This is a genomic window from Bradyrhizobium sp. AC87j1, assembly GCF_002936975.1.
In the GTDB taxonomy this organism is placed as follows: Bacteria; Pseudomonadota; Alphaproteobacteria; order Rhizobiales; family Xanthobacteraceae; genus Bradyrhizobium; species Bradyrhizobium shewense.
In genome coordinates this window covers 22,577-47,005 of sequence record NZ_PTFE01000047.1, presented here as the reverse complement: position 1 = coordinate 47,005, position 24,429 = coordinate 22,577, and the positions used below count along the sequence as shown (strand labels likewise).

The window sequence follows — 24,429 nt, the reverse complement described above, 5'->3', positions numbered from 1 at the left end:
GATCACGCTCGGCCCTGCGGTCTGCACCGGCAAGCCCTGCATTCGTAGGCTACGTTCGGCTTCGCCCTATTCGTTCCGCGCGATCGCGGTCAGCTTGGTCATGTTCCGCAGCAGGATCCGGCCGCGCTGCAGATCGAGGATCGCTTCCTTGCGCCAGGCCTGGAGCTGGCGGTTGACGCTCTCGCGGGCGGCTCCGACGAAGACGCCGAGCTGCTCCTGCGAGATGTGCACCTCGGAACCGAAATCGGCGGCAAGCGCGCAGAGCCGCCGTGCGAGGCGCACCGGCAGCGGCTGCAGCATGGATTCCTCCATGCGCTCGCTCTGCCAGCGGATGCGCTGGCACAGCAATGCGATGATCTTGATTGCGACCTTCGGCTCGCGTTCGAGGAAGCTGAGGAAATCTTCGCGCCGCAGCACGAACAATTCGCTGGCCTCGCCGGCGGTAGCATCCGCGGTCCGGTTCTGGCCGTCCAGCACCGCGACTTCGCCGAACAGGTCGCCCGGGCCCATGAAATTGAGCGTCAGCCGGCTGCCGTCGGAGGCACCTGTCTCGATGCGGACCTGGCCGCGGCGCACGCCGAACAGCGCATTGCCGGCATCGCCCTTCTGGAACAGCACCTCGCCGTTCCCCAGGTGCTGGGTGTGACAGAGATTGGACAGCCGCTGGAGCTCGTCTGCACCGAGATCCGCGAACATCGCGTTCATCTTCAAAATGACCGCAAATTCGGCCTGCTTGCTCATTTCAATGTCCTTGTGAAGTCCTGGTCAGTCAGCTTGTCAGACGCTTGGCAAATCGCTTGAAACCATCACGATCAGGATCGCGTAAAACCGCGTCGGGGAAGTGTGTCATAAGTCACATAACTTTGCAGCACCCCCTGACTATTTTTACGCGCTTGGAGCCGCTTCCCGTCCGGGGATAAACTCGCGAAGGATGGATAGCCGGCGGGATTCGACGCCGATTGTCCGTCAGTGGAAAGTCGAGATGAGAGCAGTAAAATTCGCCGGCGCGGCATTGGCCGCCGTCATCATCGTGATCGCACTCCTGCTGGTGGTCGGAATCCCCTCGGGCTTCCTGACGACGACGATCGCCTCGCGCGTCGAGAGCGCGACCGGCTATCGTCTCTCGATCGACGGCACCACCAAGATCAGCCTGTGGCCGACGCTGAACGTCACCCTGAACGACCTCTCGCTTGCCGATCCCCGGGATCGCAGCGGCATCACGCGGCTGACGGTCGACCGCGTGCAGGCCGACATGTCGCTCTCCAGCGTTTGGTCGGGCCGCCCTGAGATCCGCGAGCTGATCATCACCCATCCGGTGCTCTACCAGCCGCTGCTGCGTGAACGCTTGCCGAATGCGGGGAGCTCGTCGAAACCGCCTGCGCTCGATGTCGACGGGGCATCCATCGACCGCGTCAAGGTCACCGACGGTGAGGTCGCATTCGCGCGCGTGCGCGATCGCGTCGAGGGCCGCATCAGCGCCATCAACGCGGAGGCGACCATCGGCCGCGACCGCAAGGTCGAAATCACCGGCACCGCGCGCGTCGGCGACCACCCGACCAAGTTCGACATCAAGGCGACTACGCCTGCGCCGCCGGCCGACCGGCCGACGATCCCGGTGGATTTCGCCATCGACATGCCCGACGTGCTGAAGTCTCAGCTCAACGGTCATGCCGAGATGCGAATGAACGGCGACGTCGTGATGATCAATGGCGTGAATGGCCGGCTCGGCGACGGCGCATTCAACGGCTGGGCTTCGATCGACATTGCGAGCAAGCCCCTGGTCAAGCTCGACCTCGACTTCCAGCGGCTGGCTATACCGCTGGCGAAAACGCCGGAGGGCGCGTCCGGACAGCCCTGGAGCAATGCGCCGATCGACGTGTCCGGGCTCAATTACGTCGATGCGCAAGTGAGGATCTCCGCGAACGAAGCCGTCATCGGCGATGCCCGCATCGCGCCGCTGGCGCTCGATGCGAAGCTCGCCGGCGGCGTGCTGAAGGCCGGCACCGCCAATCTCGGCGCCTATGGCGGCCAGGTCTCGGGCGAGGTGATCCTCGATGCAACCACCGGCGCGCCGAGCTTTGCCATGCATTCCGATCTCGTCGGCGTGCGTGCGCTGCCGCTGCTTCAGGGCCTTGCCGAATTCGACCGCATCGACGGCAAGCTGCAGGCCAAGCTCGCTCTGCGCAGCGCCGGCACCAGCCAGCGCGCGCTGATGGCCAACATGCAAGGCACGGCCTTCGTCAATTTCCAGGATGGCGCCATCCGCGGCATCAATGTCGCACAGATGATCCGCTCGCTGACATCGGGCACGCTGTCCGGCTGGCAGGACAACCAGAATGCCGGCCAGGAGCAAAGCACGGATTTGTCGCAGCTTTCGGCCTCGTTCCGTATCGACAAGGGCCAGGCAGTGACGACCGATCTCAACCTGATCGGACCGCTGGTGCGCGTCACCGGCGCGGGCACCATCGCGCTCGACACCAAGATGATGGGCTTTCGCGTCGAGCCGAAGCTGGTGATGACGACCGAAGGTCAGGGCCGCGCCAATGAGCCGGTCGGCTTCGGCATTCCCGTAATGATCCAGGGCAGCTGGTCGCAGCCCAAGATCTACCCTGACATGGCCGGCATGCTGGACAATCCGGATGCCGCCTATGCCAAGCTGCGCGAGATGGGCAAGGGCCTGTTCGGCCCCGACGGCGCCGGGCTCGGCAACATTTTGGGCAGCCTCGGCCTCGGCGGCGCAACTGCGCCCGGCGGCAACGCCAATCCGCAAGCCCAGCAGCCGGGGCAGAACAATCTGCTCGGCGGTCCGCTGGGCGAAGCCATCGGCAATTTGCTTCAGCAGGGGCTGTCCAGCGGCGCGGGAAGCAGCACCGGCGCCGCGCCAGGCAGTGGCCGCAGCCGGAGCCTGCCGGCAACGCCGTCCACGCCGACGCCGCAGGCCTCGCCCGCGGCTCCGGCCCTTGAGGACCCGCCGGTCGCGCAGCAGGACAGTCAGCCAATGAACGACGTGCTGCGGCAACTCTTTAACCGGTGATTGGCGGATTGGCGGGCTGGGCTCCACGGCAATCCCCTTACATCAGCTTCCCCGCCACCGGCTTCCTCCGAACGGATGAGGCTGCGGCAATTCACCGGCCTTCCGCCGGCCCCGGCGTCCACAGGGAGTAACCACGCCGGCCGGTCCCCGGCCCGCGCGGCGGTCGTTTGGCCCAAATTGTGATAGAACGGCCGGGAAGGGCCTGCACGGCCCGTGAGCGCCGGCGTCGATGGCGGCGCGAGAGGATCGGGATGGCAGGAGCGAACGACAAGACACGGTTTCTGCGCGAGGGCCTGTTCGCCAAATACGTCGTCTCCCTCGTCGGCCTCGTCGTGTTCGTCCTCGCCGTCAACGGCGCGATGGAGACCTGGATCTCCTACCGCGCCACCAAGACACAGCTGACCGACGGGCTGGAGGACAAGGCGCAAGCCGCCGCCCGGCGGATCGAGCAGTCGATCTCGGAGCTCGATCGCCAGATCAGCTGGGTGACGCGGGCGAGCCAGGACACCCTCGAAAAGCGTCGTGCCGACTACGCGTCGCTGCTGCACCAGGTCTCGGTCGTCAACCAGCTGTTCCAGCTCAACGGCGAGGGCCGCGAGGTGCTGCGCGTCTCCCGCCAGTCGACCACGACCGGCAGCAACGCCGACCTCTCCCGCGACATGCGCTTCACCGACACCGTTGCCCGCGGTGTCAGCTATGCGCCGGCCTGGTTCGCCGACCGGACGCCGTTCATGTCGATCTCGGTGGCGCATTCCGGCTTCAATGCCGGCGTCACCGTGGCCGAGATCGATCTCAGCTTTCTCTCCGACTTCCTGTCCGACGCGCAAGTAGGCAAGGCCGCCTTTGCCTATGTCGTCGACCCCCGCGGCCGCGTGCTGGCGACGTCGTCGAAAGGGCCGGATGTCGGCAAGGATTTGTCGAAGCTGCCGCAGGTGGCGGCGGCGATCGCACCTGGCCATGAGGCGGACAGCTCGGGCACCGACTTCAACGGCCATGCGGTGATGAGCGCCGCGAGCACGGTGCCGAAGCTCGGCTGGAGCGTGTTGTTCGAGCAGCCGACCACGCAGGCCCTGACGCCGATCCGCGACCAGCTGGTGCGCATCGCGCTCTTGATCGGCATGGGCCTGATGGTCGCGATCCTCGCCGGCACGCTGCTCGCCCGCCGCATGATCATTCCGATCACGGCGCTGCGCGACGGCGCCTACAGGCTCGGCGAGGGCGATTTCAATCACCGCATCGAAGTGCGCACCTCGGACGAGCTGGAGGATCTCGCCGGTCAGTTCAACCGCATGGCCGGCCAGATCCAGGAGACCTATTCGGACCTGGAGACCAAGGTCGAGGAGCGCACGCGCGATCTGGCGCAGTCGATCAACGAGCTGAAGGTGCTGGAGGAGGTCGGTCGCGCCGTCGCCTCCTCGCTCGATCTCAACGCCGTGCTGCCGACGATCGCCGCGCGCGCGATCGAGATCACCCATGCCGATGCGGTGCTGATCTACGGCTTCGATGCCGAGACGCACCGCTTCAACCTGGTCGAGGCCAACGGCATCGACAAATCCCCCGACGGCGCCCATGTCACCATCGACGAAGGCGAGAACATCCTGAGCGATGCCGCCGAAAGCGGCGAGCCGATCGCGATTTCCGAACTCGGCGCGGCCGCCGAGCAGCCGCTGCGGGAGGTCGCCATCGCGGCCGGCTTCCATTCGGTGCTGGTGGTGCCGCTGGTCGACCAGCAGGGCACGCTCGGCTCGCTGGTGGTGTTGCGCCGCCCGGGCGGCGAGTTCGCCGCCAGCATCATCGGCCTGATGCGCACCTTCGCCAACCAGGCCGTGCTGGCGATGCGCAATGCGCGGCTGTTCACCGAGGTCGACCACAAGAGCCACGCCCTGGAGACGGCGAACGAGACCGTGCGCGCCCAGGCCGACAAGCTGCGCGAGCAGACCGAGCAATTGAAGAACTGGAACAAGTCGCTGGAGGAGCGCGTCAAGACCCAGCTCGGCGAGATCGAGCGCATCCGCAAGCTCGAGCGTTTCCTGGCACCGCAGGTGGCGCAGCTGATCGCCTCCTCCGACAGCCCGGAAGGGCTGCTCACCAGCCAGCGCCGCGAGGTGACCGTGGTGTTCTGCGATTTGCGCGGCTTCACCGCGTTCACGGAAGCGACCGAGCCGGAAGAGGCGATGAACGTGCTGCGCGAATATCACGCCGCGCTCGGCAAGCTGATCTTCAAATATGAAGGCACGCTCGACAAATATGCCGGCGACGGCGTGATGATCCTGTTCAACGCGCCGATCCAGTTCGAGGACCACACCAAGCGCGCCGTGAAGATGGCGGCGGAGATGCGCGACACCATCGGCCCGCTGACCGAGCGCTGGCGCAACCGCGGGCACAGCCTCGGCTTCGGCATCGGCATCGCGGTCGGCTATGCCACGCTCGGCCAGGTCGGCTTCGAGCAGCGGCTGGAATATGCCGCGATCGGCAGCGTCACCAACCTCGCCTCGCGCCTGTGCGGCGAGGCCAAGCCCAACCAGATCGTGGTCAGCCGCCGCGTCTACGGCATCGTCGAGCCCTGGGTGGAAGCGCGTGCCCTCGACGATCTCCAGCTCAAGGGTTTTAATCACCCGGTGCTCGCGATGGAGATTTTGAACTGGCGCGAGGAAGTCGAGAACGTGGTGGATGCTTCAGTGGTGCGGCGAAGAGGGTAGCTTCCTCGCCTGTCCCAAGTGGTGAGGCATTGCTCTTATAGTTCACTGACAGCGTTTCGCGATCCCGCGACGGATTGCGCCCGGGTTTTGCTTGATCTCGGCACCCTTCGAAGTGGAAGGGCGCAGGGAAGACCGGGCACCGGCTGGCACCCGCAAGACCCCTGTGCATGAGTGCGTGATAGTCGCTCACAGGGGAGAAACAGGTGCGGCCGAATGCCCGGCCTTCCCTGCGCAGTGGTTGAAACGGCTTATGTCGCGCTCTCGCCGGTGAGACGATCCCTTTGCCACCGTCGCCTTGCAGCTTTCGAGGGATGCGTAGGTCCGGTCGGACCAGCGCACCGCTGCAAGACTTGACGCCGGATATTCGGGCGTCACGACCACACGATTTTGCCGTACGCAGGCAGCACCGTCGTACACGACGCCCGCTGATCGCTCACGGGGACAACCCGCCCTGCGACCGCATCTGGCACCAACGCCGCCCGCGTCCACCGCCCCTCACCCCACGAACCCTGACGATCGCGATCCGTCCCTTACCATGGGATGAGTTGGGAGGGAGCATAGGGTGTTTCGCTTTTCTAGTAAAGAGAATTTTGGATTATTCGAATACGGAATTGGATATCGAGCTTTCTTGGAATTTCAAAACAACCCCATGCACAGTAGACGGGAGTTGTCGGATCAGTGGGTTATGAGAGACAGTCGAGGACCCACCTCCCCGGGGTCGTCCCGGCGAACGCCGGGACCCATACCGCGTGATCTATCGGTTGCGGAGGTAGAAGTACCGAACACCTCATCTTCGCCAAACTTCTCCCTGTGGTTATGGGTCCCGGCGTTCGCCGGGACGGCAGGGGAGAATGAGGCGACGGCGTTGCCAAAATTCCTCCCCCCGAACCACATCCCTGCTCCCCACGACTAACCCTCGCCTCAACGGCGAGGCGATTCCAATGGAGACCACCTGTGACGCTCGCCTTGCCTTCGCGTGCTTATGATCTGCAGATGCTGGACCGTCCCGCCGATCGCGCGCGCGACCAGGGTTGGGTCTATGGCCTGCCGCCGGGCATCAGCAGCGAGCAATGGCCGCTCGATCCCGTCACCGGCTATCCCCTGATGCACGGTTTCACGCTGCTGCTGCCGGAGGACTACCGCGTCCATGGCGAGGACATCGTTGCAGTGTCGTTCTTTGCCACCGCGCCCGACCACAATGACGGCGGCGCGCCCGACGATCCTGAAATCCGCGAGGCCGTGCAGGCGCGCGCCTCGCATCCGCGCCTGTCCCGGATGACCGACATTCTCGACTACGAATATGCTGCGCTGCTGCTGACGAAGGCGGAATATGACGGCCCGTTCGCGACACCGCCCGCACCGCTTGCGCTGGCGACGGCCGACCGGCCGCGCTGGCTCGATGTCGGCGGCGCCAGCGCCTTCTTCGAGACGGCCGCGCCCTTCGCGCAGAAGATGTTCGCCGGCCCTCCGCGTGCCGAACTGGCCGAGAACCTCGCGATCGCGTTGATGCCGCGTGCTGATGATCCCAACGCCGGCAAGGCCCCGCAGGACCCGCACATCCCGCGCAACCCGCCGACCGGCTATCAGTCCTATTACTACTTTGCCGACAATATCCCGACCGCCGACAATTACCGCCTGCACGATTGGTGCAAGGACCACGCCCGCATCCATCTCGGCGGCACCATGCGGCCATGCCAAGCGGTGCCGGAGATGAGCCCGTTCTACATCGAGTTCGAGGAATATTTCGGCGGCTACAATTTCGGCAGCGGCAACGCGCAGCTCGACTTCAGAGACATGAAGTTCGACTGGGCGTGCGACTGATCACGCCCCCCGCTTCGGCCCGATCGCTTCGAAGCCGGCCTTCTGCTCGTCGCTCAGATCGGCCTCGAAATCGTCGAGCGCATCGATGACGCCGTTCACGGCTTGCAGCATTGTCCGCAGCCGCGCCTTTGCGGCGGAGAGGCGCGCCTGCGGAGTCGCGGCGGCTTCCGCCGGGCAGGCGCTGAGCGTCTGCATCGTGCGCAGGGTGGTGTCCTGGAGCACCTCGAAGCGGGCGCGGGCGGTCTCGTCGAGGCGGAGCGTGGTGGCGATATCGCCTGCCGGCCATTGCTGCTGCACGAGCTGCTCATACTGACGCTGCAGCTTTTCGTCATAGCGGGGATCGCTGTTGGCATCGCAGGCGTTTGAGGCCTGCGCATCCTTGCTCGTATCCTTGCTCGTATCCTTGCGCTGCATGGCTGCGAGCGCGGCGCGGCGGTCCTTGGAGAGCGCCTCGAGCTTGGCCTTCTGGCCGTCGTCGAGGAGACCTGTGAACTTCGACAGCGGCGCCGCGATGGCGTCGGTTGCCTTGATCATGGCCTCGATGCGCGCCTGCATCAGGCCGAGGCGCTCCGAGGCCGTGGCGGGCGCCTGCGCCGGGCAGGCGGCGCGGATGGTGTCGCGCGCATTGGTCCAGGCGGTTGCGAGCTCGTCGAGCGCCACGCGCTGCAATTCGTTCGGCTGCAGGGCGGCGGCGATGCGGTCGACCGGCAGGCCGCCGGTGTCGCTGGCCTCGCACAGGGTCTCCGCAGTCGGGACTCTTCGTCCGCGCCGGCCTTGCGGTGCGGTGTAGGCCGCGAGCTCGGTCGCCGCATAGGGCGCGAAGATCGCGGCATAGATGTCGCCATAGCCGTAAAGCGAGAGACTGGTCGCATCGCCGAAGACCACGGCATTGGTGAGATCGTCATGCGCGAACGGCCAGAACACCGGGCCGACCCAGCCGTAGCTGCCATCGGGATGGCGCCACCAGCCCTGCGGTCGGCGGCCGCCCTGCCAGCCCGACAACGCCGCTTGCGCCGTGAGCGCCGCACGCAGGACGTAAGGATTGGACTGTTGTCCGCGCTCGGCCCCGCGCGGATCTTGACGTGGATCTTGCGACCTCAACGCGGCGGAGCGGTATCGGCCGCCCCGCACCGCCATGCGGGAATGGCGCAAGCGCGACACGCCGATCATGTGGCCGACGGCGAAGCGTGCGACGCCAAGCGGACCGCCGCGCAACCCGAACTGCGCCTCGGCCTTACCGGGCAGCAGCACGGCCGCAATCATGATGGTCGCGCCCGCCAGCGCCAGTCCGATGCGTCCTGACAACACCGCTGACCTGACCAATTCGGCCTCCTCCCGGCTGCCCAAGCGCGCACTGCGTCGCATCGAGATGACGCGCCGGGGAACCAAATGTTCCGGAGGGACACAGGGCAAAGCGTCGCGGGGAGATGACTTACCTATCCCGGCGCCTGCGCAGACGCGCTTTGACTACGGCCTGAGCGCGCGCCTCGAAACGCCTCTCACTCCGCTTTTTGCGGCATCACAAACGTCTGGCCGGGATAGATCAGATTGGGATTGTGGATCTTGTCGCGGTTGGCCTTGAAGATCACGGCGTAGCGGGCGCCGTCGCCATAAGCGAGCCGGCTGAGCGCCCACAGGCTGTCGCCGCGGGAGATCACCCGGCTGCCGGTCTCCGCCGGCGCGGCGCTGAGGCCGTCCGCCGGCGAGGCCGATGCAACGGTCGTCGCCGCCGGCGCCCGCGCCATGACGCGGGGCTTCGGCGCGCCGACCAGCCTCGGCCGGGCCGCCGACCTGTCGGCTGTTGAGGCCAGATGCGGCGCGGCCGACTGCAAGGAAGCCACGACATCCGATTTGTCGTCCGGCTTCTCGGCCTGCTTCACGTCTTGCCTGGCGGCCGGCACCGGACGCGCGGGCGGCGGCGCCGCCTCGGCGATGGTCACCGGCATGGTCCGGCTGGACTGCGTGACCGTGCCATCCGGCGCCCTGGCGCGGAGCGTCAATTCATAGGAGCCGGCGGGAAGCTGCGGCGGGGTCATGACGAACTGGCCCGAGGCGTCGGCGACCACCGTATCGAGCGGCTTGCCGTCGCGCAGCAGCTCGACCTTCGCACCCGGCGCGGCCTGGCCCGCAATCACCGCGGCCTCGCCGTGATCGTCGACGCGGGCGACGTCGAAACGGGGGCCGGTGTCGGCGACCGCCGGCGGCGGCTTGACCGGTGCAAGGTCGGCGAGCGCGGCCGTGACCTGCTTCTGGGTCTCGGCCAGCCCGGCCACCTTCGGCTCAGGGGCCGCCGCGGGTGCTGGCGCAGGCGGCGTGGCGGCGGCAAGCTTTGGCTGTTCCGGTTTCGGCTCGGGCTTGAGTTCGGCCTTAGCCTCGACCTTTGCTTCGACCTTGGGTTCCGGCTTGGCGGCGACGGCGGTCTTGGTCCCGTCCGGCAGCAGGCGGCGCAGCTCGGTCGGGCCGATCACCAGCACGGTGCCGACCAGCGCGAGCAGGCAGAAGGCAATGAAGGCCTTGGATGCGGTCATCATCGGAAAAGAACCTTGGATGGCAAATCAGCCGAGGGGCCAAGGTGCGCCGAATTGGCTGCGGCAGCAAGACGTTCGATGGGATGAGACCGCCGTCCCGGCACTCAGGGATGAACCGGCGCCACCCCGCCGGCGTCAAATCACGCGAGACCGCATCGCGGCATTTTTTGAGGAATTTTCCCGTGACCGCATTTTGCCGTTCCGCCCCAAGTCTGGCGCTCGGTCCGGCCCTTGGGCTGGCGCTTGCCCTGACGCTCGCCGCTTCCCCCGCGCTCGCAGTGTCCGGCCCGCCGCCGGGCTTCGTTCTCTCCGACAATGCCGAGTTCGCCTTCACCTCGCCCGACAAGGCCACCGGGATCGAGCAGTACAAAAAGGACGGCGGCGATTTCGAGATGAAATGGCAGGCCTGGGCGCGGCACGGCGACCAGATGACGGAGCTGAAGCCCGAGCAGGGCTATCCGGCCGGCTTCCGCTTCACCAGCGACTCGCAATGGCTGGTGCGGATGCAGAAGACCTCGGGCGAGCAGGACCTTTTTCTCTACCATGTCGAGAACGGCGCCTTCGTCAGCGCGACGAAGCAATCACTCAGCGATCTCGCCTGGGCCTATTTCCACAGCCGTCCTGACACGAAGAAGATGAAGCTCGACTACCATATCTCGGCCAATCTGATGAAGGGCACCGAGACTGCCTATCGCTGGCTCGGCGTCGACTGGCCCGACAACCGCTACCTGCTGATCTCGCTGTCAGGCGAAATGGACAAGCATCCGAAGAACGTCGCCGTGAAGGGGCTCGCCGACTGGAAATGCCGCTATGACCTCAAGACCGGCAAGTTCGATGTCCCCAAGATGTTCGCCAAGGGCAACGTGGAAGCGCTGAACTGGGAGATCAAGCGGTGAGCGCACCGCAATCGCCGCGCGCGATGGAACCAACCCTCTGATTCCGTTCCGATTCATAGTTCCCTAACCTTCGCTGGTAACGGGGTCTTGTCGGTTTTGCTGCACCTTGCATCCCACGGGAGGGCTGCATGGGCACATCGATCCGATGGACCGCGCGCATGCGCGCGCTGCTCCGCCGTTGGCGGGGAGCGCCACTGACATGGCTGATCGTCGGCGGCTTCGTGCTGATGGCCGCGACCGCAATCGGCACCGCGCTCACCGTCGACCGTTTCCGGCAGAATGCGATCGAGAGCGGCCGCGACAGTCTTGAAAACGCCGTGCGCCTGCTGGCCCGGCATTTCGACCGCGAGTTCGAGGATTTTGCGGTGCTGCAGAAGAGCATCATCACCGAGCTCGAGAGCCGCGGCATCGAATCCGCCGACGTCTTCCGCAGCGAGATGGGCACGCTGGCCATGCACGAGGTGCTGCGTGCGAAAGCCAGCGGCTGGTCCGACGTTGCCGGTGCCAATGTGTTCGATGCCAGGGGCATGCTGATCAACTCGTCGCGGCGCTGGCCGGTCGCAGACGTCTCGGTCGCCGACCGCGGCTACTTCAATCGCCTCAAGAACGATCCGACCGCGCAGGAGGACGTGGAGGTGGTGAACGGCCGGATCGGCAACGGACCGGCGATCGTGTTCGCGCGGCGCGTGTCCGGCCCGCATGGTGAATTCCTTGGGCTGGTCTCGCGCGCGATCGCGCCCGAGCAGTTCGAATCCTTCTTCGCCTCGACCGGGCTCGGCGAGGAATCATCGATAGCGATGCACCACCAGAACGGCCAATTGCTGGCGCGCGTTCCGCGTGTCGATGCGATGATCGGGCAGAACTTTCGCAAGGGCACGCCGGAGCAGATGGCGGTGTTCGATCGCACCTTCGTTTCCATGCAGATCGCGAGCCCGATCGACGGCAAGGACCGCATCGTCGCCTCGCGCCTGCTCGCCGGCGAGCCGCTGGTCGTGGTCGCGACCAAGTCGCTGGATGCGACGCTTGCGACCTGGCGCACGCAGACGAAATTCTTCGTCACCGTCGCCGTGCTGTCGATCGGCCTCCTGGTGCTGACGCTGTTCCTGATCTTCCGCCAGGTGACGAACCGGCTCTCGCTCGAGAAGCAGCGGCTCGACACCGCGATGAACACGATGACGCAGGGGCTCCTGATGTTCGATCAGGACGAGCGGCTGATCGTCTGCAACCGGCGCTACATCGAGATGTACAGCTTGTCCCCTGAAGTGGTGAAGCCCGGCGCCACTTTCCGAGACGTGATCCGGCACCGCCATGACACCGGCTCGTTCCACGGCGACGTCGAGACCTATTGCGACGACATTCTGAGCCATATCGGGCGCACCCAGAGCACCATCGTGGAGACCGCGGACGGCCGCCTGATCGAGATCAAGAACCAGCCCGGCGCTGCCGGCGGCTGGCTCGCGACCCATGACGACGTCACCGGGCGCATCCGCGCCGACGAGCGCATCGCGCATATGGCGCATTACGACGCGCTGACCGACCTGCCCAACCGCGTACTGCTGCGCGGGCATCTGGAGCGGCGCGTGGCGGAGCTCAGCCAGGGCAAGTCGTTCGCCATCCTCTATATCGACGTCGACGAGTTCAAGGGCGTCAACGATTCACTCGGACACGAGGTTGGCGACGAATTGCTGCGGCAGGTGGCGAACCGCCTGCGCGCCTGCGTCAGCGGCAACGACCTCGTCGCGCGGCTGGGCGGCGACGAGTTTGCCATCGTCAAGGCTGAGACCTCCGATCCGGCCGAGCTGTCGGCGCTGGCGGAGGATATCCTCAAGGCGCTGCGTGCGCCGGTGGATTGCAAGGGCCAGGACATCCCGACCGATGCCAGCATCGGCATCGCGATCGCGCCCGATCACGGCGATAATCTCGACGACCTGCTCAAGCGCGCCGATCTTGCGATGTATGCGGCGAAGTCGGAGGGACGCCGCACCTTCCGCATCTTCGCGCCGGAATACGACGCCAAGGCAAGGCTGCGCCGTCAGCTCGAGCTCGATCTGCGTCAGGCGCTGGCTCGCGGCGAGTTCGAGGTGCACTACCAGCCGCTGGTCGATCTCGCGGCCAATGTCGTGACCGGCTGCGAAGCGCTGCTGCGCTGGCGCCATCCCGAGCGCGGCATGGTCTCGCCTGCGGACTTCATTCCGGTGGCGGAAGATACCGGGCTGATCGGCGAGATCGGCGAATGGGTGCTGAAGCAGGCCTGCCGTGAGGCCGCCTCCTGGCCCGGCCAGATTCACATCGCCGTCAACGTCTCACCGGTGCAGTTCCGCTCGCGGACGCTAGCGCTGAAGGTCGCGGCCGCGCTCGCGGAGTCCGGACTTGCACCAGGCCGGCTCGAGCTCGAGATCACCGAGACCGTACTGATCCGCGACGACGAGGAGGCGCTGACGATCCTGCAGCAATTGCGCGAGCTCGGCGTGCGCATCGCGCTCGACGATTTCGGCACCGGCTATTCCTCGCTGAGCTATCTGCACCGCTTCCCGTTCGACAAGATCAAGATCGACCGCAGCTTCATCAGCGACATCGGTCAGTCCGAAGATTCCTCCCCGATCGTGCAGGCCGTGGTGCACATGGCCGCGGCCCGCCACATGGCGACGACCGCCGAAGGCGTCGAGACCGAAGCCCAGCGCGAGGTGCTGCGCCAGCTCGGCTGCAGCCAGATGCAGGGCTGGCTGTTCAGCCCGGCCGTGCCGGCGGCGAAATTGAAGCAGCTACTGGCGTCGCAGGCGGTTGCGGCTTAGCGCGGCGCTCCCTCGTCGGAGAGATGTCCGCGCCCCAAGGAAGCGGACGTCGGGGCCGACGTTGCGTTCTTCTGCCTTGGGCCCCACAAGCTGAAGGCCGGCGTTCCGCGTGATAGCGTCAGCGACGGGCTAAACGCAGACGTCGCCAGTAGTCGCGACAGTTAACGCCATTCGATTCCGTATGCATCAATCGGCTGCTGAAAGCCTTTGAGATGGTGGGCACCCAAGCTTGACACTTGCACGCGATCCCGGATGCAATCCTGTACAGCCTTTGACACGAGAATGGCATCCGGTTCGGCCAACTGACACAAACGAGCGGCCAGTTGAACGGTCGCACCGAAAAGGTCGTTGCTGTCAGCAATCGGTTCACCTACATCGATGCCAATTCGCACCTGAAGCTTCTCCTTGCTCGCCAGATTGAAGGCTTCAAATGCGCGCTGGATGGCCCGGGCGCATTGCACGGAGGCAGAGGCGTCGGCAAAGGATGCCATGATACCATCGCCGGTGTGCTTCACCACATGCCCGCCCTCGTCCTTCAAGGCCCGGCGCACCAGCGCGTCATGAGCCCGAACCATCTCCACTGAACGGGCATCGCCAAGACGCTCCGTCATGCTGGTAGAGCCAACGATGTCGGTGAACATGATAGCTCGCAGCGCCGAATCGAATTTGACATCCTCTGCCGTGCTGCTCGGTGCCGGGTCGGACACCCTCCCCAGAAACGCCTGGACCGCCGAGAGGTCCACTTCGATGACATCTTTCGCTACGTCGCCGTGAGCTTCGTCATGAACCCTCATCGCCGTTCGGATATCCGGCGCGTCAATGAGACAGAAGCCCGTACCGCGCGATTCATCAAACCAGTACGTTAGAAAACGAACGCCGTATCGATCTTGTACTTCCAAATCTTTGCGATGCGCCTCGGCGATATCGGCAGCGGTCAGCCCCGAGAGATCGTGCCGGTCAAGGAAAATTGGCATTGGCGGCACCTTATCTAATTCTTCGAAATATGGCCTGAAGTCTGCACCAAGCTCGGAGTTCCCGAAAGTGCCAACCCCTGCGTCCTGATGTCAGCTTCGGGTCACTTGCGGACTTTTGACCAAGCATCGATGGACGTCAGCTAGGGGGCCAGTAGCCGACTCATTCGCTACTTGAAGGCCCGCTTGACCAAGGCATCAGTGAGCGATCCTCGCGTATATTCTCCTCTTGATGCCAAGCCGAGAGTTCTGCAGACTCCAGGCTGTTTCAGGCCATTCTTACTCAACCGGTTTGATATGAAGACTATTCTGACGCTGTTTTTCGTGTCGGTTAGCTCGGGTGCGCTTGCCGCCACTCCCACGGCCGGAACGGGACCGTGTACTCGGTACACGCCTGTTGGTGTCTACTGCTTCTGTAGTCACGGCGTGTACCGTGGGTCATATTCGCCGGGCTGGATTCCCGATCCGATGGCACAACGACACTACACGAGGCCCGGCTGGCATGTGTCCGCCACTAAGGGCATGCACGGCGGCGGCAAACTCTGCATGCGAGATCGCCTCCCTACAACAGAAGAAAGAGAACAGGCCCGCGCTCGCTAGATGGCCTGCTCGGCTCACCTCCCGCAAGCGGACGTCGCGACCGAGAGGGACGGGCACGCCGGCCGACGGGCATTGGCCGACATTGCGTCACGGCATCGCCGACGACTTCTGGCGCGGGCTCAGAGCTTCTGTTTTGCCGCGGTGATCTCGACGAACTCCGCGTCGGGGTGGCTGACGATGGTGGCGACCATGATGCCGCTGATGATCAGCGACCAGGCGGTGTTCCAATAAATCCAAAACACGAGCCAGCCTCCGTTTTCATCTCTCACGCCCGCGGGACCGGGGTAACGGCGCAGCGATGCTACCGTTCCCAACGCGCGGCGCGGCACGACCGTGCGGCGAGGCGCTATTTTGATTTGGTCGGCGGCGACGCCTGATCGGTTTGACCGGTGTGGCGCTTTGCCACGACGTCCTCATCGTGTTCGCCTTGGTGCGGGCGCGGCGGCGACTTGGGCTGGCCGGCTTGACCGCCATGCTTGCCGCCCATGTCGGGCTTACCTTCGAGATCGTTTTCACGGGGCATGCCGGTTCAATGCGCTCGCGCGGCATTGGTTCGCCTTGCGCCGGCCGTTTTCGCCTGTGAACGAGTTCATAGGATTGCCGCGGTTTGCAGTGCACGATTCCGGTGCCCCGCGACGTCATGACAGCAACGGATTCGACCAGATGCGGAAACGACTCATCGCCTGGACCATCCTGACCTCCGCTCTGGTTGCGGTCGCCGTCTGGACTGTGCTCGGACCACCCGCGCATCCGTCCAGCCCGCATCTGCCCTCCCGGACCGCGGCGATGCGGTAGCCCCTCTCCGGCGACCGATGCAATTTCGGCATCGATCAATCCCAACTGGAATTTGGTGCGGCGGCGCACCGCCCGCTATCCTCGCGGGCAAAACGACAAGGCCGCGACCGGCCCTCAGGAGGAGCCCATGTTGAGACCGACCCGACGCATCGCATCCAAAGCGCCACGCGCTGCGATCGCCACCACCCTCACCTTCCTCGCCCTCGTTTCTGGAGTCCACGCCGGCATGGCCGAGACCTTCGCCTATGTCGGCAACGCCGACAGCAACGACATCAGCGTGTTCAAGATGACCGAGAGCGGGGAGATGATTTCGGTGCAGACGGCCGCCTTCAAGGGCGTCGACAAGCCCGGCTCCTCGACGCCGCTCGCGATCACGCCCGACCACCGCGTGCTGATTGCCGGCATCCGCTCGCAGCCATTCCAGGCGGTCAGCTTTGCGATCGATCCCAAGACGGGCCAGCTCAGCCCTATCGGCAACGGACCGCTCGCCGACAGCATGGCGAACATCGCCGTCGACCGCAGCGGAAAATTCCTGTTCAGCGCCTCCTACGGCGGCAACAAGGTCGCGCTGAATCCGCTTGCCGCAAACGGCGTCGCCGGCGAGCCGAAGCAGGTGATCCCGACCGGGCTGAACGCGCACGCCTTCCTGCCCTCGCCCGATAACCGCTTCGCGTTCGCGACCAATCTCGGCTCCGACCAGGTGCTGGGCTTCGCGTTCGATGCCACGGCCGGCACGCTGACGCCGAACGATCCGCCCGCCCACAAGGTGCCGGAGAAATCCGGGCCGCGGCACTTCGTATTCCATCCCAATGGCAGGTTCGTCTATCTGATCCACGAGCTGAACGGCGACGTCGCGGCGTTCACCTATGAGACCAGGAGTGGCGCATGGGACGAGATCCAGCGCACCACCGCGCTGCCCGAGGGCTTTAGCGGAAAACCCTGGGCCGCCGACATCCACATCACCCCGGACGGCCGTTTCCTCTACGCCTCCGAGCGCACCACCAACACGCTCACCGCCTACAAGGTCGATGCGGCCAGCGGCAAGCTGACCACGATCGGCAATGTGCCGACCGAGAAGCAGCCGCGCGGCTTCCACATCGATCCCTCCAGCCGCTACCTCGCGGCGGTCGGCGAGCTCTCCGACAGCATGACGGTCTATGCGATCGACCAGGGCAGCGGCGCGCTGGCCAGGCTGAAATCCTACCCCACCGGCAAGAAGCCGAACTGGGTGGAGTTCCTGACCCTGCCGTGAGAAGACGGCCGTCGCCGACCTACGTAATCATCCGCAATTTCGGAAGGCGCGCCTGCCGTCATATCGTCGGTCATGGACCGTCATATCGTCTTCAAATGCCCGCAGACCGGCATGAACGTGCAGCATCGGCTCGGCGACGAGCCGGCCGACCGCACGCATGTGTCGGTGTCCTGTCCGGCCTGCACGCGCCTGCATTTGATCGACCGGGCGAGCGGCAAGCTGCTGGGAGAGCGCCGCGGCTGACGGGCCGTTTACGGCCGCGCCGCGACCTGTGCCGTTGACAGATGAGAGGACCGTGATCGACGGCACTTTGGGAGCAGTGCGCCGCCCGGCAGATGCGAACCTGTTGTCCAATCCTGCGACTAATCAAAGACTTGCTGCGTCGGCCCGCGGCGGCGTGGCCTTCCTTTTTGGGGCAACGCTGCCATAGTCCGGACGGCTGCCATCTGCTATCGATTGGAGGCATAGCCCCCGTGGAATTTCCGATGCGTCATTTGCCCCGTGCCGTCGTTCGAAGCCTGTGTCCCGCAGCCGTCGCCGGCATGCTCATCCTCGGTCCCTATCCGGCCCGAGCCGCCGATGACGACGCGCCCAAGGGGCCGGCGGTCACGGTGCTGAAGGTCGCGAAATCCTGCTTCTCCGACATCGTCGAGGCCACCGGCACGATCATCGCGCGGGAGGAAACGTCGGTGCGGCCCGAGCGTCCGGGCCTCAAGGTCACCGACGTGCTGGCCGAAGCCGGCGACACCACCACCGCCGGCCAGGTGCTGGCGCGGCTGGCGCTCCCCGAGGGCGGCACGCTGCAGGTCACCGCGCCGGTGGCGGGCGTGATCGCGACATCGACCGCCCAGATCGGAAATTTTGCCTCGGCCAAGGGCGAGGCCTTGTTCACGATCGTGGCGCGCAGCGAATACGATCTCGTCGGTCTGGTGGCGACCACCGACATGCGCAAGCTCGCGGTCAATCAGCCGGCGACCGTGCGGATCGCAGGCGCCGGCGACATCGACGGCAAGGTGCGCCGCATCGGCCCGACCGTCGAGCCGAACATCCAGCAGGGCATGGTTTATATCGGCATCTCCTCGCAGAAGCGGCTGCTGCTGAAGGCGAGCGGACGCGCGCTGATCAAGACCGGGCAGAGCTGCAACGTCGCGGTGCCGCTGACCGCCGTGCAATATTCATCCGCCGGCACCGTGGTGCAGGTGATCCGCCGCAACCGCGTCGAGACCAAGCGTGTCGAGGTCGGATTGATGTCGGGCGGCAATATCGAGGTCCGTGACGGCCTCAACGACGGCGATGTCGTCGTCGCCCGCGCCGGTGCGCTGCTGCGCGAAGGCGATCCGGTGCGCCCGGTGATGGCCGCGGAAGCGGCGAAGTAGGCAAAGTGGCTCGTGTCCCGGACGCGCTGCAGCGTGCAACGCTGCTGCGCAGAGCCGGGACCCATCTCGTCTCACAGAGCGATAGCCTAAAAAAAAATGGGCCCCGGCTCAGCGTCGCATCATTTCATGATGCGCCGCGTCCGGGGCACGAGACTTCGCAAGATCTAAGAAAAACTAGCCGCCGGCTTCGCCGAAGTGAACGTCCTCGAGCAAGGACGACGACACGGTCGGGACCTGGTCGCCTTCGCTGGCGCGGGAGATGGCGACGCGGGTCTTGTTGAAGACGCTTTCGGCGCTGCCCTTTGCACTGAGGTTGTTCAGGAACTCGCTGACCAGCACGCTGTGCTCGCCCTTGCCGTCGTCGACGACCTTGCCGGGCGAGGCGGAGGAGAGGATCAGCGCGTTGTCGGACGCGCTGATCGGCGCGAGGCCGTGGCTGTAGGAGCGGAAGCGGCGCTCGTAAGGGTTACGGCGGGAGGCATCGACGACGACGAGCTTGGCCTTGGCGCCCTGCTCCTTCATCATGTCGATCACGCCGTCGATCGAGACGCCCTGGCGGCGAACGTCGCTTTCCTTCCAGATCACGGCATCGACCGGCAGCATGTAGCTCTCGCGTCCGGCCTGCACGCCGTAGCCGCCGAAGAACAGCATGACGACAGTGTCGCGCTTGATCCGGGACTTCAGGCGATTGACGGCGCGGACCATGTCGTCCTTGGTCGCGTCTTCCACCATGTCGACGTCAAAACCGTTCTTGCGCAGGGACGAGGACAACGCGCGGGCGTCGTTGATCGACTGCGTCAGCGGCGCGCTGGCGTCGGGATAATGTCCATTGCCGATAACGAGCGCGAGGCGCGAGGTCTGGGCGATCGAACCCGTGATCTGGTCGGTCGAGACGGCCTTGGCGGCGTCGATCGCGCGCATGTTGAGAGCAGCATGGGCGCCGATCACGAGCGACACCGTGCCGATGAGGGCCGCGGCCAACGCGATCGTGCGTCGGGAAATGTCGAGCTGCCTAACATTCATCTCGCTTCATTCCTGTCAGTGCCAAAGACCAGCCAAGCGCGCGCACACTGTTTGAGTAGCGCGATAGCGTCTTTAGGTTTGAGGGATTGGCCGGGGATGTGCCCCCGAATTGCGCGCAATTTGCGGCGCCGCACCAAACAAACCCTTAACCGGATATCGCCTCCCCGGCAATAGATTGCCCAAAAATTGAACTAAGTGGCTGAATATGTTCGTTAATTTTCCGGGGTAGATTTGTGCGTTTTTGCCCCTGGCGACCCTTTCCGAGCCTCGATCATGCAGCCTTCGTGCCGGCTTTTTCCGTGACCTTCATCACGTTTGTATTTCCTGCGAATCCGGGTAGCCTTTTCAACGACTTGCAGGGGGTCGCGCGTGGCTGGGAGCGCGCCGGCCGGCCCCCGGCCAAGACCTTGCCAAAGACCCCGCCAAAGTCCCGCGACCAGGTATTTCATGAGCCTTCATTATTTTGCCGGCGCCGCCTGCCGGGCGCTGACCGCCCGGAAGGACGGCCCCTCGCTTTACGATGTGTGCGATCCCGTATTGTCTGTTACGGCCAGTGGCGATCCGCATCTGGCCAAATTCTACAAGACCGCGCTCGGCAATCCCGCGTTGCGGGTGCTGCTGCGGCGGGCCGGGCTGCCCGAGCTGCGCGACGAGGCCAGGCTCTCGGCGCTGCGCGAGGCGCTGGCGCGCGCCCGCGACGAGGCGGAGCCCGATTGGGCGGCGGTCGGCCAGCCGGTCGCCGATCTCGTCGACAGCATCGCGCTCGACCATCCCAAGCCGCCGCCGGCGATGTTCACCGGCTCCGCGCCGCCAGAGGCGCAGATCGACGGCGTGATCCGAGACTGCGCGCAGCATCTGCTCGGCTCGTACCGCAAAAACGGCTTTCTGCCGACCTACGCCGCCTTCAACCTGATCGGCGATCCTGATTTCCGCGGCCGCGAGCTGATCATGGCGCTCACGGGCCTCAACGCACGCGGCTACAAGAATTCCTCGCTGCTGTTCAACCTCGCCCGTGTCTTCATCGCGCGCACGCCAGCGCGTGCCGTGGTCAATCCGCCCTGGCGAGGCATCGCGGAGCCGATGTGGGAACCGGTGCAGATCCGCCATCGCTCGGCCTATTACGATGCGTTCTTCATCGAGGCGCTGCTGAGCTATGGCGAGACCGGGCTCGCCTCGGTGGCCGACAAGATTGCGGCCGAGCGCGCCATCGCCGACATGGTGGATTTCTGCGTCAACATCAGCCGCGAGGAGGTCGAAGGCATCGACGGTGCGCGCTTCAACGTCGTCACTGCGCTGGCGCCTCCGCCGCATCCGCGCTTTTCCCGCTACTTCGCGCAGATCAAGCAGGATCTCGGCTTCGGCGTTTACGTGCCGGATTGCGACACCACGGCCTGCTCGATCTCCGCTGCGACGCAGGCCGGCTGCCTTGATGAGATCATCAATCAGCCGCTGCTGGATTTCTACGCCGGCTACCAGGTGCGCTCCGGCGTCAACGAACCGCGCGTGACCGTGCCGCTCAACGACAATATCGACTATGAGGGCGGCGTCGCGACCTGGATCGACAACCTCAAGGGCGAGCGTCCCTACGGCAACGATCTCGATCCGACGCTCAATCTCGACATCCTCGAGGTGAGCTTTCGCAACCTCGCGCGCTGGAAAGTCCTGGAGACGCCGTCGCGGCTCGCCACGGTGCATCGGATCATCGGCTTCCAGAAGCGGCTGGCGGCGAGCGGCGCCTTCGCCAATCCGCGCTCGCACATCTATTATCTGCCCGAGCTCTACAGCGCCTATTTCGGCCGCTGCTATGCGGCGTTCCTGGCGCTGCCGCTGGCGGCGCAGGCCGCGATCGATCCCGCCGGCGATTTCGACTTCATCCGCCATCGCGTGCTGTCTTACGTCAAGGGCGAACTGATGGCGGCGGAGATGAACGTGTTCGACGCGGCGCTGGCGCTGATCGCGCTCGGCCATCTCGGCGCTGACCCGCGCGCCTTCGCGCCGGCGCTGAACGTGATCGTCGCCGGTCTCGGCGAGGGCGGCCGCCGCGGCCCGTTCCGCGCCTATGAGTGGAACAAGATGAAGACGCCGACGCGGATCCTGGTAGGCGGGCCGGAGGTGACGTCGGCATTCGTGCTGATGGGACTGGCGGTGGCGAAGCGGGCGATGACGCGGGGGTGAGGGGACACTGTATCCGTGCCCCGGACGCAGCGCAGCGCCCCTTCGGCGGTGCGCTGCAGAGCCGGGGCCTATGCCTCTGCGAGATGTGTCTGTAAATTTCTGGGTGCCGGCTCTGCGGAGCGGCGTTGCACGCCGCACCGCGTCCGGGACACGAGCCGAGTGACCGTCGATCAATGACGGGAAGTTGAAAGCCTATCTGTTAGGCATACGCTGGCCCGACGGCCAAAAGCCGACCACAATTACGCGATCTATCGAGATATTCATCACACGCGGAACGGCATGCTGCGAAAGATCCTGATTGCGCTGTCCTTGCTCGCTCTCCCGTCGCTGGCCGAGGCCGCCGACATCACCGGCACCGCAAAAGTCCGCGCCGGCGATGCCGTCGTGATCGGCAACACGCGGATCCGGCTCGGCGGCATCGACGCGCCTGCGGTCGACCAGCTCTGCCTCAACACCAAGAGCGAGCGCTGGACCTGCGGCGTCGCGGCGCGCGACGATCTTGCCAAATATGCCGAGGGCAAGAGCTGGGTCTGCCATACCCGTTCGATCGACCGGCGCGGCCGCACCGTGGCGCGCTGCGAGGTCGGCGGCGAGGACATCCAGAAATGGCTGGTGCGCAGCGGCTGGGCGCTGGCCTACACCCGCATCTCCAAGGACTACGAGCCCGACGAGGCCGCCGCGCGCGAGGCAAAAGCCGGGATGTGGCAGGGCGCCTTCATCGCGCCCTGGGACTGGCGCGTCCGCAACAAGAAGACCGCCATCCTCGGCGCCACCAAGCCGCCCGACGGGGCGCATGCGGTGCTGCTCGCCTCGGCCTCGGGACCGGTGGCGCCTTCCCCGGACTGCACCATCAAGGGCAACGTCAACAGCGCCGGCGAGTGCATCTTTCACCAGCCGACCAGTCGCTGGTACACCCAGATCAAGATGAAGATCAGCAAGGGCACCCGCTGGTTCTGCTCGGTCGAGGAGGCGGAAGCCGCCGGCTGCCGCGAGACCAAGAGATGAGAGCCCCAGACCTGCGTTTTGCGTGCTTTTCTTGGGGGTTCACGGCGCGTAAAACGTGATTCAGCAAACCCACCAGTCCGTTCTCAAGCAATAAGGACCAACAGCAATGACCGTTCGCGCGGGCCGGGAATTTCTGGCCATCCCCGGGCCCACCACGATGCCCGACGAGGTGCTGCGGGCGATGCATCGTCCGGCGATCGACATCTACTCCAAGGAGATGCTCGACCTGACCGAGAGCCTGCTCGGCGACATCTCGAAGCTGTTCTCCACCAAGGGCAGGTCCTACATCTACATCGCCAACGGCCACGGCGCCTGGGAAGCGGCGCTGAGCAACGTGCTGTCGCGCGGCGACAAGGTGCTGGTGCTGGAGAGTGGCCGTTTCGCGATCGGCTGGGGCAATGCGGCGGCCCTGATGGGCGCCGAGGTCGAGGTGCTCAAGGGCGACTGGCGCCGCGCAGTGCGGCCGCACGAGGTCGAGGAGCGCCTGCGCCGCGACAAGGAGCACACCATCAAGGCCGTGGTCGTCGTCCAGGTCGACACGGCCTCGGGCGTGCAGAACGACATCGAGGCGATCGGCAAGGCGATCAAGGCGAGCGGCCATCCGGCGCTGTACATGGTCGACACCGTCGCTTCGCTCGGCTGCATGCCGTTCGAGATGGACAAATGGGGCATCGATGTTGCGATGTCCGGCTCGCAGAAGGGCCTGATGACGCCCCCCGGCCTCGGCTTCGTCGCCGCCAATGCGCGTGCGCTCGAGGTGCACAAGAAGGCCAACATGTCGACGCCCTATTGGAGCTGGAGCGAGCGCGAGGGCACCGAGAATTATCGCAAATACGCCGGCACCGCGCCGGTGCATCTGTTGTTCGCTTTGCGCAAGGCGATCGACATGCTGCACGAGGAAGGCCTCGAGAACGCCTTCCGCCGCCACAGCCTGCTCGGCGAAGCCGCGCGCCGCGCGGTTGGCGCATGGTCGGAAGGCCAGGTGCTCGGCTTCAACGTGGCGGAGGCCAACGAGCGCTCCAACACCGTGACCACGGTGACCATGAGCAACGGCCATGATCCCGCGGTGCTGCAACGCTATTGCAAGGACAAGTGCGGCGTGGTGCTCGGCACCGGCATCGGCGACCTCTCGGGCCAGGCCTTTCGCATTGCCCATATGGGCCACGTCAACGCGCCGATGCTGCTCGGCACGCTCGGGGTGATCGAGATCGGCCTCAACGCCCTGAAGATTCCGCACGGCAAGGGCGGGCTGGAGGCGGCGGTCGCGTATCTCGGTGAAGAGGTGGTGGTGTAGGCGCCACCACAAACTCCACCGTCGTCCCTGCGAACGCAGGGCTTCTTTCTTCCTTCTCCCCTTGTGGGAGAAGGTGGCGCGAAGCGCCGGATGAGGGGTTCTATCCGCGAATCTCATCGCGAGAGTTTTACGGGCGGATAGAACCCCTCACCCGTCTCGCCGCTACGC

At 65.4% G+C, this 24,429-nt stretch carries 19 protein-coding genes; 12 read left to right on the top strand and 7 right to left on the bottom strand.

The genetic code is table 11. The features are described 5' to 3' along the window. Positions 1-66 precede the first annotated feature (66 nt). Positions 67-741 (bottom strand): Crp/Fnr family transcriptional regulator, encoded by a 675-nt coding sequence (locus CV770_RS23140; protein WP_028143892.1) that lies wholly within the window; start codon positions 739-741, stop codon positions 67-69. A 241-nt stretch (positions 742-982) separates the two neighbouring features. On the opposite strand from CV770_RS23140, the gene CV770_RS23135 reads away from it, so the two are divergent. The 3 genes from CV770_RS23135 (at position 983) to CV770_RS23125 (ending at position 7,554) form a co-directional block, all read left to right on the top strand. Next, positions 983-3,034: an AsmA family protein gene (locus tag CV770_RS23135; protein WP_104463988.1), complete on the top strand. Its 2,052-nt coding sequence runs from the start codon at positions 983-985 to the stop codon at positions 3,032-3,034. A gap of 251 nt (positions 3,035-3,285) precedes the next feature. After that, on the top strand, positions 3,286-5,733 hold the full coding sequence (locus CV770_RS23130; RefSeq protein ID WP_091966490.1) for an adenylate/guanylate cyclase domain-containing protein: 2,448 nt from the start codon (positions 3,286-3,288) through the stop codon (positions 5,731-5,733). A 993-nt stretch (positions 5,734-6,726) separates the two neighbouring features. Then, the gene (locus CV770_RS23125) at positions 6,727-7,554 is read left to right on the top strand and encodes a hypothetical protein (RefSeq protein ID WP_245453840.1); all 828 of its coding nucleotides are present in this window, start codon (positions 6,727-6,729) and stop codon (positions 7,552-7,554) included. Here the strand turns inward: CV770_RS23125 and CV770_RS23120 are convergent, their stop codons facing one another. Together CV770_RS23120 and CV770_RS23115 are read right to left on the bottom strand one after the other, a co-directional pair. Next, positions 7,555-8,817 (bottom strand): Spy/CpxP family protein refolding chaperone, encoded by a 1,263-nt coding sequence (locus CV770_RS23120; RefSeq protein WP_245453842.1) that lies wholly within the window; start codon positions 8,815-8,817, stop codon positions 7,555-7,557. 236 nt (positions 8,818-9,053) lie between these two features. Continuing rightward, entirely contained in the window at positions 9,054-10,085 is a 1,032-nt protein-coding gene (locus CV770_RS23115) for a LysM peptidoglycan-binding domain-containing protein (RefSeq protein WP_104463985.1), read from the bottom strand. A 179-nt stretch (positions 10,086-10,264) separates the two neighbouring features. On the opposite strand from CV770_RS23115, the gene CV770_RS42725 reads away from it, so the two are divergent. Together CV770_RS42725 and CV770_RS23105 are read left to right on the top strand one after the other, a co-directional pair. After that, positions 10,265-10,978 (top strand): hypothetical protein, encoded by a 714-nt coding sequence (locus CV770_RS42725; RefSeq protein ID WP_502693609.1) that lies wholly within the window; start codon positions 10,265-10,267, stop codon positions 10,976-10,978. Positions 10,979-11,106: 128 nt separating this feature from the next. Then, positions 11,107-13,770 (top strand): bifunctional diguanylate cyclase/phosphodiesterase, encoded by a 2,664-nt coding sequence (locus CV770_RS23105; protein ID WP_104463984.1) that lies wholly within the window; start codon positions 11,107-11,109, stop codon positions 13,768-13,770. 161 nt (positions 13,771-13,931) lie between these two features. Here the strand turns inward: CV770_RS23105 and CV770_RS23100 are convergent, their stop codons facing one another. The 3 genes from CV770_RS23100 to CV770_RS42185 form a co-directional block, all read right to left on the bottom strand. Continuing rightward, complete coding sequence (locus CV770_RS23100; protein ID WP_104463983.1) at positions 13,932-14,744, bottom strand: nickel-binding protein; 813 nt, start codon at positions 14,742-14,744, stop codon at positions 13,932-13,934. 716 nt (positions 14,745-15,460) lie between these two features. Beyond that, positions 15,461-15,583, bottom strand: coding sequence for a hypothetical protein (locus CV770_RS43915; protein ID WP_256375112.1), 123 nt, complete (start codon positions 15,581-15,583; stop codon positions 15,461-15,463). A 104-nt stretch (positions 15,584-15,687) separates the two neighbouring features. Then, the gene (locus CV770_RS42185; RefSeq protein ID WP_157158143.1) at positions 15,688-15,864 is read right to left on the bottom strand and encodes a hypothetical protein; all 177 of its coding nucleotides are present in this window, start codon (positions 15,862-15,864) and stop codon (positions 15,688-15,690) included. A 140-nt stretch (positions 15,865-16,004) separates the two neighbouring features. Here CV770_RS42185 and CV770_RS43910 point away from each other — a divergent pair, with 140 nt between their 5' ends. The 4 genes from CV770_RS43910 to CV770_RS23085 all read left to right on the top strand — a co-directional run bounded on the left by CV770_RS43910 (position 16,005) and on the right by CV770_RS23085 (position 18,764). After that, the gene (locus CV770_RS43910; protein WP_256379454.1) at positions 16,005-16,136 is read left to right on the top strand and encodes a hypothetical protein; all 132 of its coding nucleotides are present in this window, start codon (positions 16,005-16,007) and stop codon (positions 16,134-16,136) included. A gap of 127 nt (positions 16,137-16,263) precedes the next feature. Then, positions 16,264-17,388 (top strand): lactonase family protein, encoded by a 1,125-nt coding sequence (locus CV770_RS23090; RefSeq protein WP_201759991.1) that lies wholly within the window; start codon positions 16,264-16,266, stop codon positions 17,386-17,388. Positions 17,389-17,460: 72 nt separating this feature from the next. Then, positions 17,461-17,631 carry a hypothetical protein gene (locus tag CV770_RS42720; protein WP_201759990.1) on the top strand — a complete coding sequence of 57 codons (171 nt, stop codon included), beginning with the start codon at positions 17,461-17,463 and terminating at the stop codon, positions 17,629-17,631. A gap of 242 nt (positions 17,632-17,873) precedes the next feature. Then, positions 17,874-18,764: an efflux RND transporter periplasmic adaptor subunit gene (locus tag CV770_RS23085; protein ID WP_165637871.1), complete on the top strand. Its 891-nt coding sequence runs from the start codon at positions 17,874-17,876 to the stop codon at positions 18,762-18,764. Positions 18,765-18,938: 174 nt separating this feature from the next. On the opposite strand, the gene CV770_RS23080 is transcribed toward CV770_RS23085, so the two are convergent. Continuing rightward, entirely contained in the window at positions 18,939-19,787 is an 849-nt protein-coding gene (locus CV770_RS23080; protein WP_091966504.1) for a caspase family protein, read from the bottom strand. 447 nt (positions 19,788-20,234) lie between these two features. Between CV770_RS23080 and CV770_RS23075 the strand changes: the two genes are divergently transcribed. The 3 genes from CV770_RS23075 to CV770_RS23065 all read left to right on the top strand — a co-directional run bounded on the left by CV770_RS23075 (position 20,235) and on the right by CV770_RS23065 (position 24,261). Continuing rightward, on the top strand, positions 20,235-21,962 hold the full coding sequence (locus CV770_RS23075; RefSeq protein WP_104463982.1) for a hypothetical protein: 1,728 nt from the start codon (positions 20,235-20,237) through the stop codon (positions 21,960-21,962). A gap of 279 nt (positions 21,963-22,241) precedes the next feature. After that, positions 22,242-22,967: a thermonuclease family protein gene (locus CV770_RS23070; protein ID WP_091966508.1), complete on the top strand. Its 726-nt coding sequence runs from the start codon at positions 22,242-22,244 to the stop codon at positions 22,965-22,967. Between the two features lie 106 nt (positions 22,968-23,073). Then, the gene (locus tag CV770_RS23065) at positions 23,074-24,261 is read left to right on the top strand and encodes a pyridoxal-phosphate-dependent aminotransferase family protein (protein ID WP_104463981.1); all 1,188 of its coding nucleotides are present in this window, start codon (positions 23,074-23,076) and stop codon (positions 24,259-24,261) included. Positions 24,262-24,429 lie beyond the last annotated feature (168 nt).

Bases quoted from the DNA above. Each gene is read 5' to 3' on its own strand.
- CV770_RS23120 (WP_245453842.1), bottom strand. From the start codon at position 8,817: ATGATTGCGGCCGTGCTGCTGCCCGGTAAGGCCGAGGCGCAGTTCGGG.
- CV770_RS23130 (WP_091966490.1), top strand. From the start codon at position 3,286: ATGGCAGGAGCGAACGACAAGACACGGTTTCTGCGCGAGGGCCTGTTC.
- CV770_RS23100 (WP_104463983.1), bottom strand. From the start codon at position 14,744: ATGCCAATTTTCCTTGACCGGCACGATCTCTCGGGGCTGACCGCTGCC.
- CV770_RS23080 (WP_091966504.1), bottom strand. From the start codon at position 19,787: ATGAATGTTAGGCAGCTCGACATTTCCCGACGCACGATCGCGTTGGCC.
- CV770_RS23085 (WP_165637871.1), top strand. From the start codon at position 17,874: ATGCGTCATTTGCCCCGTGCCGTCGTTCGAAGCCTGTGTCCCGCAGCC.
- CV770_RS23135 (WP_104463988.1), top strand. From the start codon at position 983: ATGAGAGCAGTAAAATTCGCCGGCGCGGCATTGGCCGCCGTCATCATC.
- CV770_RS23125 (WP_245453840.1), top strand. From the start codon at position 6,727: ATGCTGGACCGTCCCGCCGATCGCGCGCGCGACCAGGGTTGGGTCTAT.
- CV770_RS23070 (WP_091966508.1), top strand. From the start codon at position 22,242: ATGCTGCGAAAGATCCTGATTGCGCTGTCCTTGCTCGCTCTCCCGTCG.
- CV770_RS23105 (WP_104463984.1), top strand. From the start codon at position 11,107: ATGGGCACATCGATCCGATGGACCGCGCGCATGCGCGCGCTGCTCCGC.
- CV770_RS42185 (WP_157158143.1), bottom strand. From the start codon at position 15,864: ATGCCCCGTGAAAACGATCTCGAAGGTAAGCCCGACATGGGCGGCAAG.
- CV770_RS23090 (WP_201759991.1), top strand. From the start codon at position 16,264: ATGTTGAGACCGACCCGACGCATCGCATCCAAAGCGCCACGCGCTGCG.
- CV770_RS23140 (WP_028143892.1), bottom strand. From the start codon at position 741: ATGAGCAAGCAGGCCGAATTTGCGGTCATTTTGAAGATGAACGCGATG.
- CV770_RS23115 (WP_104463985.1), bottom strand. From the start codon at position 10,085: ATGATGACCGCATCCAAGGCCTTCATTGCCTTCTGCCTGCTCGCGCTG.
- CV770_RS23075 (WP_104463982.1), top strand. From the start codon at position 20,235: ATGAGCCTTCATTATTTTGCCGGCGCCGCCTGCCGGGCGCTGACCGCC.
- CV770_RS23065 (WP_104463981.1), top strand. From the start codon at position 23,074: ATGACCGTTCGCGCGGGCCGGGAATTTCTGGCCATCCCCGGGCCCACC.
- CV770_RS42720 (WP_201759990.1), top strand. From the start codon at position 17,461: ATGGACCGTCATATCGTCTTCAAATGCCCGCAGACCGGCATGAACGTG.
- CV770_RS43910 (WP_256379454.1), top strand. From the start codon at position 16,005: ATGCGGAAACGACTCATCGCCTGGACCATCCTGACCTCCGCTCTGGTT.